At 52.6% G+C, this 18746-nt stretch carries 15 protein-coding genes and 1 pseudogene; 3 read left to right on the top strand and 13 right to left on the bottom strand.

What is annotated here, in order from left to right; translation table 11 throughout:
* Positions 1–6: 6 nt before the first annotated feature.
* Positions 7–1308 carry a M20 family metallopeptidase gene (locus tag CK910_RS06875; protein ID WP_098981786.1) on the bottom strand — a complete coding sequence of 434 codons (1302 nt, stop codon included), beginning with the start codon at positions 1306–1308 and terminating at the stop codon, positions 7–9.
* A gap of 147 nt (positions 1309–1455) precedes the next feature.
* Between CK910_RS06875 and CK910_RS23650 the strand changes: the two are divergent.
* Positions 1456–1591: pseudogene (locus CK910_RS23650) on the top strand (transposase); the annotation flags it as partial.
* A gap of 58 nt (positions 1592–1649) precedes the next feature.
* Here CK910_RS23650 and CK910_RS06865 read toward each other — a convergent pair.
* Both CK910_RS06865 and CK910_RS06860 read right to left on the bottom strand, forming a co-directional pair.
* Positions 1650–2372 carry a hypothetical protein gene (locus CK910_RS06865; protein ID WP_216640181.1) on the bottom strand — a complete coding sequence of 241 codons (723 nt, stop codon included), beginning with the start codon at positions 2370–2372 and terminating at the stop codon, positions 1650–1652.
* 712 nt (positions 2373–3084) lie between these two features.
* On the bottom strand, positions 3085–4116 hold the full coding sequence (locus CK910_RS06860) for an OmpA family protein (RefSeq protein WP_253852833.1): 1032 nt from the start codon (positions 4114–4116) through the stop codon (positions 3085–3087).
* Between the two features lie 765 nt (positions 4117–4881).
* Here CK910_RS06860 and CK910_RS06850 point away from each other — a divergent pair.
* Positions 4882–6186, top strand: coding sequence for a winged helix-turn-helix domain-containing protein (locus tag CK910_RS06850; RefSeq protein WP_098981781.1), 1305 nt, complete (start codon positions 4882–4884; stop codon positions 6184–6186).
* Between the two features lie 470 nt (positions 6187–6656).
* Positions 6657–7010 carry a hypothetical protein gene (locus CK910_RS06845; RefSeq protein ID WP_098981778.1) on the top strand — a complete coding sequence of 118 codons (354 nt, stop codon included), beginning with the start codon at positions 6657–6659 and terminating at the stop codon, positions 7008–7010.
* 1966 nt (positions 7011–8976) lie between these two features.
* Here CK910_RS06845 and CK910_RS06840 read toward each other — a convergent pair.
* The 10 genes from CK910_RS06840 to CK910_RS06795 form a co-directional block, all read right to left on the bottom strand.
* Complete coding sequence (locus tag CK910_RS06840; protein ID WP_098981775.1) at positions 8977–9801, bottom strand: hypothetical protein; 825 nt, start codon at positions 9799–9801, stop codon at positions 8977–8979.
* Between the two features lie 104 nt (positions 9802–9905).
* Positions 9906–10877: a reverse transcriptase domain-containing protein gene (locus CK910_RS06835; RefSeq protein ID WP_098981773.1), complete on the bottom strand. Its 972-nt coding sequence runs from the start codon at positions 10875–10877 to the stop codon at positions 9906–9908.
* On the bottom strand, positions 10870–11322 hold the full coding sequence (locus CK910_RS06830; protein WP_253852832.1) for a fimbrial protein: 453 nt from the start codon (positions 11320–11322) through the stop codon (positions 10870–10872). Before CK910_RS06830 ends, CK910_RS06835 begins: the two co-directional genes overlap by 8 nt.
* 123 nt (positions 11323–11445) lie before the next feature.
* Positions 11446–12189 (bottom strand): fimbria/pilus periplasmic chaperone, encoded by a 744-nt coding sequence (locus CK910_RS06825; RefSeq protein WP_098981770.1) that lies wholly within the window; start codon positions 12187–12189, stop codon positions 11446–11448.
* A gap of 39 nt (positions 12190–12228) precedes the next feature.
* The gene (locus CK910_RS06820; protein WP_098981767.1) at positions 12229–14781 is read right to left on the bottom strand and encodes a fimbria/pilus outer membrane usher protein; all 2553 of its coding nucleotides are present in this window, start codon (positions 14779–14781) and stop codon (positions 12229–12231) included.
* A gap of 93 nt (positions 14782–14874) precedes the next feature.
* Positions 14875–15417 carry a fimbrial protein gene (locus CK910_RS06815; RefSeq protein WP_216640180.1) on the bottom strand — a complete coding sequence of 181 codons (543 nt, stop codon included), beginning with the start codon at positions 15415–15417 and terminating at the stop codon, positions 14875–14877.
* Between the two features lie 27 nt (positions 15418–15444).
* On the bottom strand, positions 15445–15999 hold the full coding sequence (locus CK910_RS06810) for a fimbrial protein (RefSeq protein ID WP_098981764.1): 555 nt from the start codon (positions 15997–15999) through the stop codon (positions 15445–15447).
* Between the two features lie 75 nt (positions 16000–16074).
* Positions 16075–16647 carry a fimbrial protein gene (locus CK910_RS06805; RefSeq protein WP_098981761.1) on the bottom strand — a complete coding sequence of 191 codons (573 nt, stop codon included), beginning with the start codon at positions 16645–16647 and terminating at the stop codon, positions 16075–16077.
* A 630-nt stretch (positions 16648–17277) separates the two neighbouring features.
* Positions 17278–17418 (bottom strand): ATP-binding protein, encoded by a 141-nt coding sequence (locus CK910_RS06800; RefSeq protein ID WP_098981759.1) that lies wholly within the window; start codon positions 17416–17418, stop codon positions 17278–17280.
* A 238-nt stretch (positions 17419–17656) separates the two neighbouring features.
* Entirely contained in the window at positions 17657–18538 is an 882-nt protein-coding gene (locus CK910_RS06795) for an AbiTii domain-containing protein (RefSeq protein ID WP_172955258.1), read from the bottom strand.
* Positions 18539–18746 lie beyond the last annotated feature (208 nt).

Raw genomic sequence — 18746 nt, 5'->3', positions numbered from 1 at the left:
AAATTACTAATTCAAATGGCGGCTGATAAAAATAGCCGCTCTTTTAGTCACCTCAGGGAGAGACTCGACTTCCAGAGTCTCATTCTGACTATGAGCTCCCCTGCCCCAGGGGCCAAGACCATCAAGACTGGCGGCAACATATTGTGCTATATAAGAAATATCTGCCCCCCCACGTTCAACGGCCGACACAGCCTGTAAGCTCGGCCCCCCCAAAGCCACACTAATATCGCTGAACTCAGCTAAAAGCTGCCTGTTAGCATTTGTCACTGGCATAGCAGGCATTATATTTTTGAATATTAATTGGCTGGAGGTTAGTGGTAACGGAGTCATCGTAATTTCACGCATCTTTTGTTCAGCCATACGTTTCTGCTCATCTGATAAAAACCGCAAATCACCATGCACAAGTGTTTGAGCTGCAATGATTGTCTTCTGCCCGCTGGCGTTACCGGTGTTTTGCTGCGTATCTTCGTTGACGGTCTGCCCTCCAAGGATAATGCCTGGATTAAGTGTTAACCCCGGTATATTCGAAAGGGTGGCGCTAAAACTGCTCAGTACCCGTGCCGTTTCATAAATGGCACCATCCCCTGATGCAGTCTGGAATATTGTGGAGGAATGTCCTGGCTTACCACTGCCGGAAAGGTACCATTCGCTCAATCCTCGCCTTCCTGTCACCAGCTGATTTTCGGCCAGAGAAAATTCGAATCCCAGTGCAATGTCGCTGCCCTGAGCTGCTTCTCGCAGTGCTTTACGGGAGATGGAGGTCGGTTTTGCTGCCTGTTCCTCATCTCCGGTAAGTACCACTGTTATATTGGCATGCTTCAATTTTCCTGCGTGATTCAGCGCCTTGAGTACATATAAAATCGTGACTATGCCACCTTTATCATCAATGACTCCAGGTCCTGTTGCTGATAGCTGATCTGAGGAAAGCGTGAATAACTGAAAAGGGCTATTGGGAGGGAGAACTGTATCCAGATGGCCAATTATCAAAATTTTCTTTCCTGGGCCGCTATGCGTAGCGACTAAACTACCGGCATGTTTCATCGAGGCGGGGAGATTGACCCACTGTGTTTTGAACCCCAGGTCATCTAATTCAGTTCTAACCCGCACCCCAACTTTTTCAACTCCGGGGCGGTTTCCCGTGCCACTATTGATATTGACCAGGCCCTCTAGCAGTTTGAGTTGGTTTGTTTTATGTTTATCAATATAATTGATTAAAACACTTTCATCCGAACTTAACCTCGTATTTGCTGCCGTAATGTTGCTAATACAGGACAGTATTAGCACCAAAAATAATATTTTAGCTTTCATTTTTACTCTCCGATCTGTACAGGTCCTGAATCTGTGAAGGGCTGTAACCTGTGGCATCGGACATCTTCCTGATGCTCAGTTTCTTAACCTGACGATAGTACAGGTGAATCACCTCCAGTTCCCTCCCCCCCCTAGGCACGTGAGGAAATTAGTGGAGGTGCTACGACCCATCCGCGCTATCCAGAAAGATTCAAAATTGAAGCGGTTAAACAAGCCACCGAGCGCAGGCAGCCTGTGGCTGACCCTCGGGGTATCGAGCCACAGCCTGTATGCCTGGCTCCAGTGGCCAATCAATTACCCAAACGAAGTACTAAGCATGTCTCGCTATTAACAACATAGCCTTATAGTCCATTAATCGTTTCTGCTACCATTCCCGGATCAGAAATAGTTTCAACCGCATTGAGGAATGGCATGCCCCAGTAATCTGCGTGAGCAGCCCCATTAAACTCCTGCTCATAGATAAATTGCTCATCCGTAGCATAATTCCATAAATTTCCGGCAAACCACGCACAGTTATTTATGGGAGTGTAAGCACCCTTGGATGGGTCAGGGACAGGTATCCCCATGATATTAGCTATGTCAGCGCTTGCCTTATTCAAGGCTGGTATCACTGTTTTCTCTAACTGTGCAGGCTGTTTATCTGGGTTAGATAACGGCACACAGTGTTGGACGTGAAACTTCCTTTCCGGGCTATCATTAGTACCACTACCAGTTCCATTTTTTACATATCCATAGCCTTCATGATAACCATAGGTTGTCGAATCACCTTGGTTATTACTATTGAAAAATAGTATCCACGTATGCCCAAAGCTTCCACTGCCAAATATTTTTGTAAGGGCTTCGGTGACCGCTTTTGCTCTATTCTCCTTGTCTTCAATAGGGAATTGATCTGCGACCTTATTCGCAGCATCGACTACTTCTTCAATATCAGTTCGCTCTGGAGTCCGGTTTGTTCTGATGCATAACTGTGGGTACTCTACGTTAACGTCCCCTGTTGGGGCATACTTGTCACTTTGAATCGCATATGGGATAGGCTCTTCCATATGATATATTGCAATACCCATAATAAACTCCTCCATGATTCAGGCAGGTGGGGCTGTGATAAAAAACATATCTACCCAGCACTTTAAACCTCAAAAATGATACATCAATCAATACTAACGTAAAATATAAAAAGACAAGGAATAATATTTTTTGTGATTCAAGCCACACAATCATTTTTTAAACAATTAGTTTTGTAATGAAATGTTTCTACAGGCTTCGCTTCGAATTTTCAGTGAAATGTAGTTGGTGGTGCATCTGCCATCTAACATAAAAAAAACCACTCCGAAGAGTGGCTATGAAAATACACACGAGAAAACAGGTTGCTACAGGAAAAACATATTTACAAACGAATGCGAGTTCCATTCACAAACTATGATAATAGTACCAAGATATCAGAAGGATGGGAACCTTTAAAATAAAAAAACATGGTAATGATTAACGACAAACCTCGTGCGAATAATTTTTTTAAAAAATCAACCAGCAAGGTTGGGATAAGAACAACAGCTATATTCCATGACTAACACTCACAAGCAAACATTGCCACCTACGTGGTTTAAAAAATAATATAATATTTAAACATGCAGATCTCGCTGCCAGTTTATCTTGTATCCACTAAAAATATAAATACATTAGCATGTTTCATATAATAAAATGATGGTGGTGGATCATGTTTCTATTTCACTTGATGAATAGCCAAAAAAAAAGAGGCATCCTTGCCCCATAGTTACATCCTTATTCTTGCTGCATGGAAGAGGTGGTACCCGTCACGCGGATTTCAACGCGGCGATCAGGCGCCAGGCAACTGATTTTCTGTTGCTTAGATTTGATCCCATCACAGTCGCTGCCAGTGAGTGACTCTTCGGCCCCATGGCCTTCCACCCGGATTTGCCCTGCCGGCATCCCCTGAGCAACCAGATAGTTGGCAACTTTTTCGGCGCGCGCTTCTGAAAGCTGCTGGTTGAAGCGGGCAGAACCCAGTCTATCGGTATAACCAATCACGATAGCTTCACCGTTTATAGGTCTGGCTTCAGCCAGTTGCTGATACAACTTGGCTAGCGCCTGCACCCCTTCGGCCTTCAATTCAGCCTTGCCAAAAGCAAATAGCACATCTGAGCTGAGCTCAAAGGTTTTGTCTACTGCTACAGCTTCCGGCTCAAGTGGCGGAATTGGCGCGGCCACTACGGGGGCAACATAGCTGTTACGAAACGGATGATAGACAGCTTCCAGCGTTGTCACTGTCTGGTTCGGCTTGATGCGAGTGTTGTACTCTGCGCTGTTCAGGTCGCTCACATCTGCCATATAACGCCAGCGGGCCTGAAGATCCAAGGCATCGTTGACCTTATAGGCAAGACCAGTACCAAACAGGGACGAGACCTTGTTATCACTGGTTCCCAGACCACTGCTGTGCGACCAGTAACCACCGGCCTCTGCCAGCAGGGACAGATCGTAGATCAAAGGGATACGGCCAACCAAACTCAAGGTACCGCCCTGATTCTCGAAGCGATTGCCATCGGTATTACCGCGGCCAGCATACAGATAACCCAGTTCAGCCCCCAGATAGTCATTCAGGTTGACACCGACAAACGCATTGGCAGCAGCGGCATCTTCGGTACCAGACTCAACACCTTGCAATTTATTCAGCCCCTGAAAATGGCTGAAGCCTGCGCCTGCACCCAGGTAGATATCAGCGGACTCGGCACATGCAGCGCTAGACAACAGGCCGAGAATGGCCGCGCTCAGTAGGTTGTGTTGGTATTTGTTCACAATGGGTCACCGTAATTAATAAGTTGAGGGTTGATAGGGTGGTCGCCCCGATAAGACATGTCGCTATTCGATCGTTAACCGATTCTATAGAAGTCGATATGCGTTCATTTCGATAAATACAGGCAGTTGCAAGGAGCGACGTCATAGACATGTATACAGACCGCTTAAAACTATCCCAATCAATAAAAAAATAAAGTTATTATTAATTATAAATTATTCCATGACATTCGCGTCTGGGGGAATGACCGGCTGCCAGTGCGCAACTAAACCCATCGTGGCATCAACACCGAGCCGTATCACAACACTATGAGGCCAGCCCCGATTACGCAGTTAGTGAACCAGAGCGCATCCCAGCCAAGCTGTTAATGAGCCATTTAATCCGAACCTTAAGCCACTCAAGATGTAGGAACAAAAGCCACTCACCCACAGCAGTCGCAGAACACATGGCACAACACGTTGATTTAAATCATATTTAATATTAATTACCTATAACACACAGTTAGCCTCGCTGGCATTACCATTAGGCAACCTTTTTATTATGCATCGCATTGGCGGATTTAAGATTGTGATTTATTCAAAAGTATCGCGCCGAGCCAAACGGCCAGCGTACAAGTTCAATGCTAAAAACTGTGCCTACGACTACTTAAATATTCCCATAAAATATATAAAGTGGAGCATTCTTATTCTCATGACAATCTGCCTGCTGTTGGACATTTACTTCGGCGTGCTGATATATGCCGAATATGCCAATGGGGTGAGTTGGTGATGGATTGCAATGACGGTAGTGCTAAACTGGTGGCAATCTCGCAGCCTTTACATGATCAAACCAAGATGGACTATAAACGTTATCTACTCGGCGATACCCTTGTTTTCACCCCTGCCCTCTACCTTGTTAGCAAGCATGATCCCAGCCAACCCAGAGAGATCCAGCTCAGCCAGAAGGAGAGCCAGTTGCTCGACTACCTGTGTCAACGCCCAGGGCAAGTGGCCGCTCGCACGGACATCATTGCCGAGCTCTGGAATGACAGCGAAAGCAGCGATGTCGGGCTCAACAAAAACATCCTGATGATCCGGCGCAAACTGGAATCCCTCGGCGCGGCACAGGCCATCCGCACGGTACCCCGGGTCGGATATACCCTGGAGCTGACCGTAACCGACGCTACCGAACCGCAGGAAGCCACGCGCCCCACCGCCGAGCAGGCCTTCGACGCCGCTCTGTTGCCATCCGCCGTTACTCCCCGGCCTGTTATCCGGTTCCACTATTCGAACCACCGTTGGCCCCTTGGCGTATTAGGCCTGGCCGCAGCACTGCTATTTGCGCTTTTCGGCATATCCCCGGAGGTCACAGTTGACCACTTGCGCAAAATCAAGACAGTGCACGGTATCATTTATCGCAACGACCGCAAGGCCGAGCCGATCCCCAAACAGACCCTGGCAGCCCTGGATGAGGGAGTGGCACGCCACGTGGGGGACGACTACCGCATGCTGATCTCGGATCAGCTGATCTCTGTCATCCTCTATACAAATGGCCATATGCGGTGGGAGAAGGCTTTTTTAATCGGCGATACGCCCCTCACCCTCCAACTACGCTGCGTTGTCACGGCCATGGCCAGCTCCCCGCGAGCCCCCCAGCCCACTACCCAGTCAACCGGGAATATATATAGCAATGTAGAGTTTCATGCCCCTTGTGAGCTTGGTGGACACGTGCTGGCGACCCTTCAAACTAACCACTCCGGATTCGGTGAGCGGATCCACAGCGTGGTTCAAACGATCGCCTTATGGAACTGGGAGGGTAAACCGGTGGCCGTGTTTGATCTGTTATTGGACCGCACCGCATCGTTCAGGACGGATGGAACGCATCCGAATTTCACCGCCGACATGACCTTGCAATCCGTCAGGGTCAAGGAGATCAATAGGGAAGCCTTGGACGCCACCCCCCAACTGGCGTTCATCTTGTCCTCGTATACGGGATATGACAGGCTTCACGCCATAGTATTGGAACCAGACAGGGACTTGCACGTCACCACCCGCTTCAGCGGCATGTTGACCGCCTTTCGACAGGCGCCGTAGCGGCACCTGGGGGAGGCAGGCCTCTCTCATGCACGCCCCAACGCATCCAGTCAGTCTCCCCTGGCGCAGGATTGGCCCCCTTGTGCGGCGGGAGACACACCCTTGCCAGGCACTTCCCCATATGCCACTGAGGCCTCGTGGACTGCGATAAGGCCATCCGAATCGCTATCCGGCTCGGTGAGAGCCCACCATTCACACTTTCCAGGCGCCAATTACTTACGCGGCATTTGAAGAAATCAGCCAAATCGATACAAGTTAAACACTATGCCGATACCTGATATTGCCATCCGAATTGAAAGGACAAAACAGAATATTATTTGACCAGAGAAATAAAACAGAATAATAAATAATTTGCAGTGGACGTATTCCCATGGAGAATAAAATATTGGTGACAACACCGCACACGCCACGGATACCCAACCTTTGTAATCCGTCCGAAAACCGTCCTAAAACATAGCGAGTAATTTAATATGAATAAACATAACTATAGCCTGGGCGCCCTGCTTGTTATTTTCGTCATGGCAGGGTGCAGTAGCGCTCCCTCTCCGGCAGAGCTGATGCGCCAGAAAGCCGTGGAATATAAAGTGGATGAAACGCTGGCTAACCAGTGGGAACAAGGCGAAAAGCTGGTGTTCGAGGGGAATAAAAAAATCAAAGCTGCAGACAGCGACATCAAATCTGCCGAAGGTGAAATAAAGTCGGCGAAAAATAGGATCCAGTCCGCCGAGTCGAAAAAGGCCAGTGGTCAACAAGATGTCACCCGCGGACAGTCCATGATGGAACACGCCGAGACCACCTTCAAACTGCGCAATCAAAGCCGATAACATCGGTGGGATTTCACATCCTTCAATGCCGGTCGTCAAATGTAACACCGCGACCACCGCGGTGTTACTCAATTGAACCGTCGGCCCCCACCGGGTTCGGGCTTTGAATATTGGTGTGTTATGCCAAGCATATCATCGATATGCAGTTTGTTTAACTAGCTGATACACGCCAGCACCATCCTGCACCTTGTATTTTCGGTGAGCTATATATCGGCCATGGACAACCTCAAGTTTATCCTTGGAGGTTTCAGTTACGGTATCAATGGCGGTGCCAAGATCCGACTGCCCGGGCACCGTCCCTTTTTACACATCACTAGCACCGCCTCAGTTCACGGATGTCCATTTCCCTTAGCCCAAGTCAGCGCAAGGCAGGCATGTGTAGTTAGCCACGGATACCGGGGCCCCTGGCGTAGCCAGGCCGATGGGGCAGACAGCGAGAGACACGGTGCGTGTTGGGGCGCTTAGCGGGTGCATGCACTCAGGCAGCAGGTCTTCTTTCGTGGCCCAGCCTGTGCAACACCGGTACCGGGAAGTCGCACCGACCGCCCGTAGTCGAAAGGCATCGATGCGAATGCTCCCAGCGCATTACGAAAAAAACGTTCAGATCGCAGTTGTGGGCCGCTCACGACCCCCCTCACCACACACCACACACATGCCGATGGCGCCAGTTAAGCCCAGTTCTCCTCACGCGTCACAGGTGACGGTTAAGGGTTGGCGGTAGCGATGGCCGCGGCCCCCCCCTGCCTTTGGACGGCTAAGAGCCCACCCACACCGAAAACGCACGCGGTCTTACACGGCACGTCATTGGTTTGGCACCCCAGTCGTCTACGATCCGTAACCGACGGTCATCGACTTATCCGCCACGATTGTGCAATTATCCCCGGTAGGTTTGTGCGAGTTCCGGTCTATGTGCAGTCATGCGACAGATATGGTTGGTCTGTGTACGTGTCAGCTGAAGTCCCCGACTGCGGCCTGCATCCCGCACACCGGGGGTAGCCGGCGCGGTGCGTGGCGGTTGGCACGGCGGCCCGTTGAACCCGTTCTTCTGGTGCGTCGGAAGCGTTCCACGAGCCGGCCGCACAGGGTTAGGTACGTCGCGTAGCCGACGTACGGTCGGTTTGGCGTGCCGCGTGTATTGTTTATTCGTAGTAGTTAGCGGCTAGGCCCGTCCGGTGATATCGGCTACGCCCCAGTCCCTCCCGGTGGGCGTTACGGCGTCGCGGGGTCCGCCGCGTCATGCGCCCAGTGGAGTAGTATGTCTGGCCGGTTAGCGCTGCCATTCCATCCTCCGGTTGCCGCTCGTTTCCAACATGAACATCAATTACAGGTACGCCGCATTCCACCTAAGCGTGGAGTGGGCACCCGTTTTCGTTATTCAGGTCGTGTCCCCGGTTGTTCGTGGTTTGACAGTTTGGCGACGGCCTTCCATGCCGTCACGCGTTCGCCGGCCGGTGCCCTGGTTTTGCCGCATGGTTTCGAGGGATAAGCCCCAGGCCCCCTCGGTCGGGTCGCGTGTAGAATACGGCAACCCGTATTTGGTCGGATGGTCGTAACCTTCCGCAGCCGGCAGGGCGTTATAGTGCGCGCCCTCAAATGTTGCGGCGGCGGGTGTGGTAACGTGCGATGCTCCTTAGGTGCATCACGTCACTCGGTCCGTTGTTACACGCAGGCCCCCCCGGTCCAAACCTGGGGTGTCAGGGCACCGGTTATGCGGTTCGTCGGTTGGCATCTTCCGCCGCCCTACCGTCGTGCAGGCGGGAGTCCGTGAGCCGCACCCGACGTGGAGTTAGCCCGGGCCGCTCACGCCGCAAGCCGCACGCGTTTTGGTTGTAGGCCGTGGCGCAGGGCGGCACGCGTGACGAGCCGCCCCGCCTACGCCGTTCACCCCCCGCGCCTAGATCCTCGCTTAGGGAGTTTGTTGCACGCGTTGGCGCAGCGCAGTCGGTACCGACGGAAGGGTGTATCGTCAATCGGCTGTGACGGTTAGGATCCCTTCCCCGGTGTACGTCCCGGCTTTGTACACACCGTACAGATGGCTCGTCAATACCACGGACGTGGTTCCAGCTGGCACGTCGAGCTTCCGCCCAGCCCCGGGGCCTGCCCCCACGTCGATTGTGGCATATTGCCCTGGCGCACCACCCATAGGTATTTTGGGGTTGCCGCCGAGTAAACCGATCGTGACCGATGCCGGCATGTCGCAGGTTAGGTCGAGGCGTGTGGGTTTTGATGCTGCGCCGCCGAGTTCGACCCCCGCCTTCCCAGTGTGGGTCAGCGTCGCTTGTGCCAAGTTAAACGTGCAGGTTGCGGTGTTCCCCCCGACGTCCGCGCAGCCGACTGGGTTGATCCCGGCCCGAGCGTCCGTCATCCCGTCGATCACGCCGGCGACGCAGATGTAAGCGGGTCCACTCATATATAGACCGCGAGCGTAGGATGCGACGGTTCGGATGGGTATAGCGGCGGCAAGGTCACCGAGGGTCTTCGTGGTGGTCTGGTGGTCCCCCCTGTCCCATTCCTTGTTGTTGTCGCCGTACAAGCCGGCCGCCCATTGGATACCGGGTACTGTCGGGTTGACGTAGTACCCCCGAAGGGAGCACCCGTAGATCCCGTAGCAGGGGTTCGGTGTGGGGTCACCGATGTTGAGGGTGCGGACGAATTCAATATATTCAAGCGCGCCGGGTTTTTGTGGGTGTGGGTTTGTGATCCGTAGTTGCACGTTGGCATGGGCGTTCGTCGCTAGGACGAGTAGGAGCGGCGACAGGCGAAGTAGGGAGGTTGCGAGTGGGCGGCGCATGTGGGGGTCCTGTTGGTCGTGGGGTGGATGTTAGGTGTGCGGTTGTTCGGTCACGCGGCTGGCGGCCCCGCGGATTGAGCCGGAGGTGACGGTGCCGCGACGGATTAGCTCGGGCCGAAACTCATGCTCCATCTCCCCCGATATTGCTGCACCCTGCGCTGGCACTCGATATCTGAGAGTCCATCACGCAGAGTTTGCTCATAAAGCCGCAGAGATCGGGTTCGATGGCGTTGCAGGGCCTGGGGGGCTATGCCCACCCAGCCCTGGTCGGTAAACCAGCCCCCCAACCAGTCGATGCCATGTTTCAGGCGACCGATCCAGGTCTTGTCCGGGTGCTGGCTAAAGCCGCCCTCGGCCAGCAGGGCGTTGAGGTCGGCCACCGCAGCTCTCAAGCGCCAGCGCGTGCGGGCCAGCACGATGAAGTCATCCATGTAGCGGGCGTAATAGAGCTCGTCCCGCGCGCTGAAGGCCACATCGATGTGATACAGCAGGCTGGCCCCGATCAAGGGGCTGAGGGCGCAGCCACGGCCTATGCCCAGGCGAGGGGTATGAAACTCCCCCGCCCACTCGACGCTGTACTCCAGGTACTGGCGCATCAGTTCGCGACACACGGCGCAGGGTACCTGCGCCACCACCCGCACCATCACCTGATCCTTGCGAATATGCTGGTAGTAGCCACGAATATCGGTGCGCAGCACGAAGGGATAGTGTTGCCCCTGCAACGCCTGGTGCAAGCGGCGGCGCGAGGCATGAACGCCCATGCCTCGAATGTGCTCACAGGCCGGGTGCAGCGGCAGCCAGGGAGCCACCATCAGCGCGACCCACTTCAATACCAGCGCATCCTGCGCCGACCAGATGACCCTGGCTTCCTCCCCCCGGCCCAGCCGCTGCATCGGGCTCAACCGGTAGTCACCGGCCAACACCCGTTGCAGCAAGGGACCCGCCAGGCGAGCCCAGTGAAAGCGCAGGTGCCAGACATCGGCGTTGGCCGGATGGTGGCGCCGTTGTCTGCACAACCAGTCATAGGCTTGCGCCCAGGCCTGCTCGGCAGACAACACTGGATATGCCTTATTCATAGGCCAGCTTGACCGTGGACTGGGCACTGAAGTCACCGGGCACCAGCTTGGTTTCCCCTGATTTCAGCAACTGGACATAGATACCGAAGTTGAGCTCATTCTTGCCCGATGCCAGCGAGATCTTGCCGCTTTGCTTGTTGAGCGGCAGATCCTTGGGTGACTCTTTGCCTTCGACAAAGCCGAGGGCGATACCGGAGGCGATGCTGCCACCGGCCAGCCCCAGCAACTTGCTATCTTCCGCCGAAGCTGGGCCGGAGAAGGTGGCCTTGACCCCCTTGGCGACCCCCAGGTCGCACTCTTCCAGGTGAATGACAAAGGGTTTCACTTTCGAGCGCTTGTCCCGTTGCAACTCCTTGTTGACGATATTGCCCAGCTCCAGCTTGATGTTTTCATCCGCCGGCGGGATCGAACAGGGTTGGGCGACAATCGTCCCGGTGATCGTCAACTTGACTGTCTCCGACCCAGCCATGACTCGAGTGGGAGCCGCCCCCAACAGCGCCACAAACAAGGCGGCCAAAGAACAATTACGCATTTTGGTGAGGACGGGCATCATATGTTCGCTTCCTTGTTATTGCTGTGCTTGGTCAGGTTTAAACTGGCAACTGCTGGCGCCGCAGTGAAATTGCAGCTGTTGCCGGCCACCAAAGTCATTGACGTAGGTCAGCCGGGGGTGCAGACCCAACTGCTGGACGGAGAGGTTCAACTCAGCATCGCCATAAGGCGCCAGCATCACGGGGGTGAATTCGCTCGCGCCTGCGCTGGCAGTGGCAGGCACACCATCGACCAGGGTAATGAAATAGGGGGTTGGGTTGTGCAGGTGATAACGGCCACCTTTGGGCGTCATCTGTACCTGCTGCTGCCAGGGCGTCTGGTGACTGTCAGAGGGGATCACCAGGTGCTGCGGGCGGTAGAAGAACTTGATCCTGGTCTGCAATGCCAACTGCAACGAGTTGGGTTTGTCGCTGCGGGGCGGGATCTCCCGCAGATTGAAGTAGAACAGGCTCTCTTTATCCTGCGGCAACAGACGTACCGCACCGGTGGCTTGCACCTTGAGCATGCTCTCAGCCCCCGGCTCCAGGCGCTGCACCGGTGGCAAGACCACAAACGGGCCAGAGACCTTGTTGCCTTGTGCATCTTCCAGCCACGCCTGGGCCAGATAGGGCAGCGTCTTGTTGTTGTTGCGGATGTTCAGGCTCTGGGATTTGTTATCACCAGCATATATCACCCGGGTGCGATCCAGGGCGACGGCTGCCTGACCAGGCAGCGCCATGAAGAACAGCATCGCCACAACGGCATTTATCATCAGTTTCATAACAGCATCTCGTGATTAAAGGGCTCAAATTGATCGAACTTAGTGCGTGCTGCTGCAACGCAGGGTGACTATCTCCTCATCAGAGGGCAACGGGGATGGCAGCGCCGTTTGACAGTGGTTGTTCTCGCCCCAACTCGCCGTGATCAGATCCCCGGCATGCAAGCCGGCAAGATAGGCCACACCATCGTCCCCCAGCATGCCCAGCCGCTGCTGCTTCTGGTTGTTCACCTCTGCTGCGAATGGCAGTACCTTGCCGCTGTCGAGCTGGAAGCGCAGCAACCGCTTGCTACCCGAGAGGATGTCAAAGTGCTGGTAGCCAATGGCACCCTCCGTCAAGGTGCGGCTGGACACGGGCGAACCTATGGGCTCGACATCATCACCCAGCTGATCGACATCGATACTGGTGCGCTGCCGATAATAACTGGTGATATCGGCCACCACGGCCATGCCATGGCGATCCGTCGTGGTCACAGGCCCCCCGGAGTGAACGGGCACACCTGACGCCCCATCGGCATCGACCATGACCCGACTGCCGCCCACCATGCCGACCCGATGCAGTGCTGCCCCGTCCGCCGTGGCCGTGACCCCACCTTGCAATGAGAGCCCGCCCGTGGTCGTTTGATTGGACTGATGACTGACGTTGGCCGACATGTACGCCTTGTCGCCGGTATGGGAATAGAAGCCGCTGACACTGCCGCCGCCCTGGGAAGAGGTGCTGGCCGAGAGCGAGTAACTGTTCCGTTCATCCGCGTTGTTGAAATAACTGGCACTGTGGCTGGATACGCCATTCATGGCAGCGGCGTTGTAACTTACGTGCTGGCCGGCACCGAATGGCACGGACAAGCTCAGGTACATGCCGTTTTCAGCTTGCTCCCACTGGGTTCGCCGATAGGCACTCAGCGACAGACTCAGACTACGCCAGTCCAGCACGTTGAATTGATGGGACAACGACAGGCTGAAGCGCTCACTGTCTGGCTGATACCAATAAGATTGATGGGTATAGTCCAGATAGGCACCGATGTTTTCCGAGCGAAACTGTTTGCTCAAGATGACGGAGTACATCTCTTTCGAACCACCCTCATATTCCCAAGGCATGGTTTTGGCCGTCAGATAATCACTCATGTTCATGAAATCGCGTTCAGAGAATCGATAACCGGCGAAAGCGACCTGACTGTCATATTTTTCAAATGCCTTGGAGTAGTTCACCCGGTAAGAACCCCCTCGCTTGATGCCCCGCCCTGGGATGTCGGCTCGGGATTCCGTCATATCAAATGAGATGGCCCCAAAATCCAGCAAGTCACGCCCGGTACCCAGAGTCACAGCCGCATACCCATCGCCCAGCAAGCCGCCACCAAACAGCGACCAGCCGTTATTAATCCCCCAGGATGCCTCACCACTGAGAAACAGCGGCCCCTCGAGACTGTGGTCAATGTTGGATGGCTTGCCACCGGCAAATTTGTATCGAATGGCTCCTGGGCGAGACAAGTAGGGGATGGAAGCCGTCTTGACTTGGAAGGTCTGAACGGAACCGTCTAGCTCCTCGACCTTGACATCCAACTCACCGCTGGTTGCCGAGTTGAGATCCTGGATCCGGAAAGGACCCGCCGCCACCTGGGTCTCGTAAAGCACTCGCCCCCCCTGACTGATCACCACCTTGGCATTGGTTCTGGCGATACCCACGACCTCGGGGGCATACCCTCTCAGGTTTGGTGGCAGCATGTTGTCATCCGATGCCAGAGAAGCACCGGTAAACCGGAATCCGTCAAATACCGAATTGCCCAGATCGATCTCGCCCACGGTCAGTTTTGCCTCATGGGCCGGCAGGGGCCGATAAGCATAAATCCGGGTGATACTCGCAGCTTGCTGGTGATGGGTTTCTTTGCGGCGCAGATCCGGGTTCGGCACGTCGTGCTCATCCTCGGGCTCTTCTTTGTATGCATGCCAGGATTTATCCTGTTGATACTGCGCCTGCCAATCGGCACGCAACCGCCACGCCTCGAGGTTGGCTCCCGCCACGCCGTATGCACTCATTCCTGTGTTGTTGGCATGAGAGTTGGTGTCAATGCCATGCTGAATGTTCAGCCCGTAATCCAGCATGACCCCATTGACCCCCTGATCCCATCGGGCGGCAGGCTCCCAACTGTCATCGCTGTATTCAAGATAACTCTGCGGAATAGAAATATTGAAGGTATCCGTACCTATATCGGCCTTGGTCATGACACCATCAAGGGCTTTCAAGTTACGACATTGTGGATCGACATCTGTCGTAAATACTTTATCCAAGGCACTCTCTACTAGGCCTAATTCTTTAAGCATACTCTCGCTAAGACAGCTTTCTGAACTCCCATCTTGAGCATCCTTAAAATGAATTTCACGCTCACCCAAGGCTCGCTCACCATTGATAACAACCTGCATGCTATAGTGCCCAGGGATAATATATCCAGCATGGGAAAACTGACCAAAATCTATATTTTCTTTATCATTCACATCCAGCAAGTCGGTATTGAAGTCAACACCATTGGCGTTTGCACATTGTACAGAGAAAGTATATACAAGAATGCTGAATGCTGTCTTGACGGTCTTGTTTTTCATCTGACTCAACTTCGAATTACCAATGTGAAAATATGTGCGACTGGTGACAAAATATAATCAATTGCCGCCAGTCGCACTGCCCCAGTAATAAAATTACTGATAGGTCATGACGAAATCACTACTGACATCAAATTCACCAGGCAAAATATCAGAGCGGTCTTCTACTTCCCTGACTATTTTCGCCCCGAACTTGAGGTGACGATCACCATTTACCAAGTCAGCGACTTTAGTCGGTTGACCTACAACGATCTCGGCACCGCTATTCTTGTTGACCAAGGCAAGAGAACCACCTGCACCGCCACCATTGAGCGCAAAACTAGTTCCGCGGTGTCCAGATGGAACACCATTGAACGTCACCGTAGCACTCATTGCCGTGCTGATGTCACAGTTTTCCAGATGGATTTCGAAAGGTCGCAGCGGACTGGACCCCTTCTTTTCAAGCAGGCTAGTGGCAATTTCGCCCATCTGTATGGTCTGATCGACACTTTCAGGCGCGATAGAACAAGGGGCGTCAATGATGGCACCAACAAATTTGACTGCACCATGCCCCTGATCTTGGGGGGGAGTGAACTCCGCTGCGGCATGTCCACATACCCCCATCAGTACAAATAGCGCAGTGAGCTTACTTATATGCATAATCTAATCTCGTTCTGCAGTAATTTATTACTGATAGGTCATAATGAAGTCACTGGTAGCATCAAACTCACCAGTAATTATCTCTGCATCTTTAACGCTAATCACCTTGGCACCAAACTTCAGGTGGTTATCACCATTGACCAGATTGGCGACCTTGGTTGGTGAACCAAGAACGATATCTTCACCAGTGCTTTTATTAACCAGAGCAATCGCTCCACCGCTACCACCACCATTGAGAGCCAGGCTCTTCTTGGTATTATCAGACGGAATACCATCGAAAGTGACAGTTGCATTCAATGCAGTAGTAATATCACAAGCTTCCAAGTGGATTTCGAATGGACGCAGTGGAGTTGCACCATTGGCTTTCAGCAGGCTGTTGGCAATTTCACCCATCTGCACTGTCTGGTCAACACTCTCAGGCGCGATGGAGCAGGGGGCATCAATAATGGCACCAACAAACTTGATAGTACCGTGGCCCTGGTCAACCGGCGGCTCAAAAGCAGACTCGTCGGCAACAACATGACCACAGAATACAGCGGCAGTAGCAAGCAACAGAGCGTGCTTTTTGTTAAATTTGAACATGATAAATTCCTGAATATGAGTCTATTAAAAGAGCCCATTAAGTTAGCTGTGAATTTATGGCGTTGACTCTGCGACTTATTGGTAAGTCATGATGAAGTCACTGGTGGCATCAAACTCACCAGTAACGACGTCTTTACCAGTGCTAATCACCTTGGCACCAAATTTCAGGTGGTTATCACCATTGACCAGACTGGCGACCTTGGTCGGTTTACCAATCACAATGTCCTCTCCAGTGCTTTTATTGACCAGAGCAATTGCACCACCGCTACCGCCACCATTGAGTGCCAAGCTCTTCTTATCCTTATCAAATGGGATACCATCGAAAGTAACTGTGGCATTCAATGCAGTGGTAATATCACAGGCTTCCAGGTGAATTTCGAATGGGCGCAGTGGGGTCGCACCATTGGCATTCAGCAAGCTGTTGGCAATTTCACCCATTTGTACGGTTTGGTCGACACTTTCAGGTGCGATGGAGCAAGGAGCATCAATAATGGCACCAACAAATTTGATGGTACCGTGCCCCTGATCAACAGGTCCCTGAACAGCAGGTGTAGCAGGACCAAGGTCACTCCAACCTGTCTCTTCGGCGACGGCGTTCCCACAGAAAATGGCAAGAATAGAGAGCAGAGGTACGTATTTGTTTTTCATTGGTTTATTTCCATGTGATCGTTAATTAAGAGCAAGACCTTAGTGGAGTATCCCTTTAGCCCGGACTAGCCTTAGCCAAACGCTTCCAGCACTTCTTGCCTAATAAATTATCCACACCTCCACCTCTCACCTCCAGATACAAAAAAATATGTAAAATTCACATTAAAAACAATTAGATACAATCACACCAGACAGGTGAGACAAGTAACTGCCAGAGCAAGTTATAGACCGGCACCGACATGTATTATTGATGTCATCTTGGGTTCAGTCAGATACCTCGGCATCGAGACCAACATCGAATGAAGAAAAACGAAAAAGGAAGAGGTAAGGGGGAAAGGGGAAAGGGGAAGGGGGAAGGGGGAAGGGGGAAGGGGGAAGGGGGAAGGACCAGCAATGCAAATTGCCAATTGGAAAGTGAAAAAGAAAAATGCAAGAAAAAATCACTTCCTACATAATAAAGAACCAGACATATCATGTCGCTTTATGTTTAATAAACTTCAAGGCCGACTTAAATGTGATTCGAACAGTCATGGATTTTATTTTACTCAGGGTGGTACCAGCCCTACGCTTTATTACAAGCGATAATTCTCACCACCAATCTGAACTATGTATGCATGATGTAGCAATGGTTCAAATATCGCCGCCGTTATCGGCAAACGCGCAAGACCATCGGCTAAATGGAGAATGGTTCGTTAGAATTACGTTTCCATTTTCGTAGCGTTTGTCGATCACGTTGAGAAACTGGTTTTCCTCCTGACGTCCAAACTGCAAGTCGAGCGGCCTTCGGTAATAATGGAATGGCTATCAAACGACGGGCATGCCCTTTATCACGGGTGGAATGGATGGATGCTCCAATTTGTTTGCAGCAGCCCTTGGTGACGTAGCCAAGGCTAGAGGCATGGAAGATTTATCAAAAGAGGTCGGAAGGAGCAGGGAGGGGTATAAAAAGCCTAGCCAGGTAAAGACACCCAGCCCATTCAACGATTGTCAAATTTGCCGGGGGCCACGATCACAAGAGTGCAGTTATATATGGCAGCGCCTGCGCCGCGAGCACGCTACCAGCCATGTTTTCCAGAACAGCTTTTATGCTCCCAACAGTCGCCTTGATGACAGGCCATTTGGGCTTTGGCGACGTAGCCTGCGCCTGTAACGTCGCCAGCTCTGCGTGCAATTCTTCACGAATCGCCCCCGCGATGTGCCCCTGCTGGATTGCTTTACACAGCAGCTCGATTAAAGCCGACAACGCGGCCATGTCACCACCCGCCTGCGTCTGAGTTTGGTTGGAACCATTCGATCCGATCTGGATTTGGGAACCGCTCACATCCCCGAAGTGGTAGTGTTGCTGTTGCACAGTTTGCTTCTCCTGTGACGTGAATGTCATGCCCTCCCCGAGCACACCTCTGGCCTCTAGATCTAGCGCCCATTCGAGCACCCGGCTTCTCACCGTCTCGATGACGCCCTGAACCTGCACTGGGGAAAACTTTAGAGCGGGGCGCATTATCACGCCATTTGCCTCACGTATCATCTGCATCAGCGTATGTTCAATGTTGGCGGGGAAGTGGCTGTAAATGTCCGTCGTGTTTTGCGCCAGTTGAATCAGCTCAGGCACCGACTGTCGTACCTCAAAGTCCGACAACAGCTCAGCCATACCAGGTGGAGCAAAAAATGGTATCGGGCCGCGAATTGGGTTTTCCACAATCAACTGCCCCTGTACTCGGCGATAATCAGGTACCTCTGCCGTGTAGTAACCATTCAGTTCGCTGCTAATCCAATCGACCAGTTCAGGTACGGCAAGACGCCGTGCAACAACCAGCGCCCGGCGCAATAAATCACTAGTCGACGCCGAGGTATCAATCGCCGCATTCACCAGTTCAGGGACAAGGGCAGACATTCTTACTCCAAATTATTGATAACTATAAATGGCTATCATCCATCATTTCAGAGACGATCGCACCGTTTACGCCCATCATCCTGATAGCTATCTAACAAACTATGTCTCTGTGGCTTTTCTCGCTTCTGCTTTATTGTTGAATCTACCGGCTCTTTTGCTATTCTCGGGTCTTTCTGGCTATGCATGCATACATTCCCATCAGGGCCTT

This window comes from Aeromonas sp. CA23, assembly GCF_002587065.1.
Classification (GTDB): Bacteria; Pseudomonadota; Gammaproteobacteria; order Enterobacterales; family Aeromonadaceae; genus Aeromonas; species Aeromonas bestiarum.
This window is presented reverse-complemented; position numbering and strand designations above follow the sequence as displayed.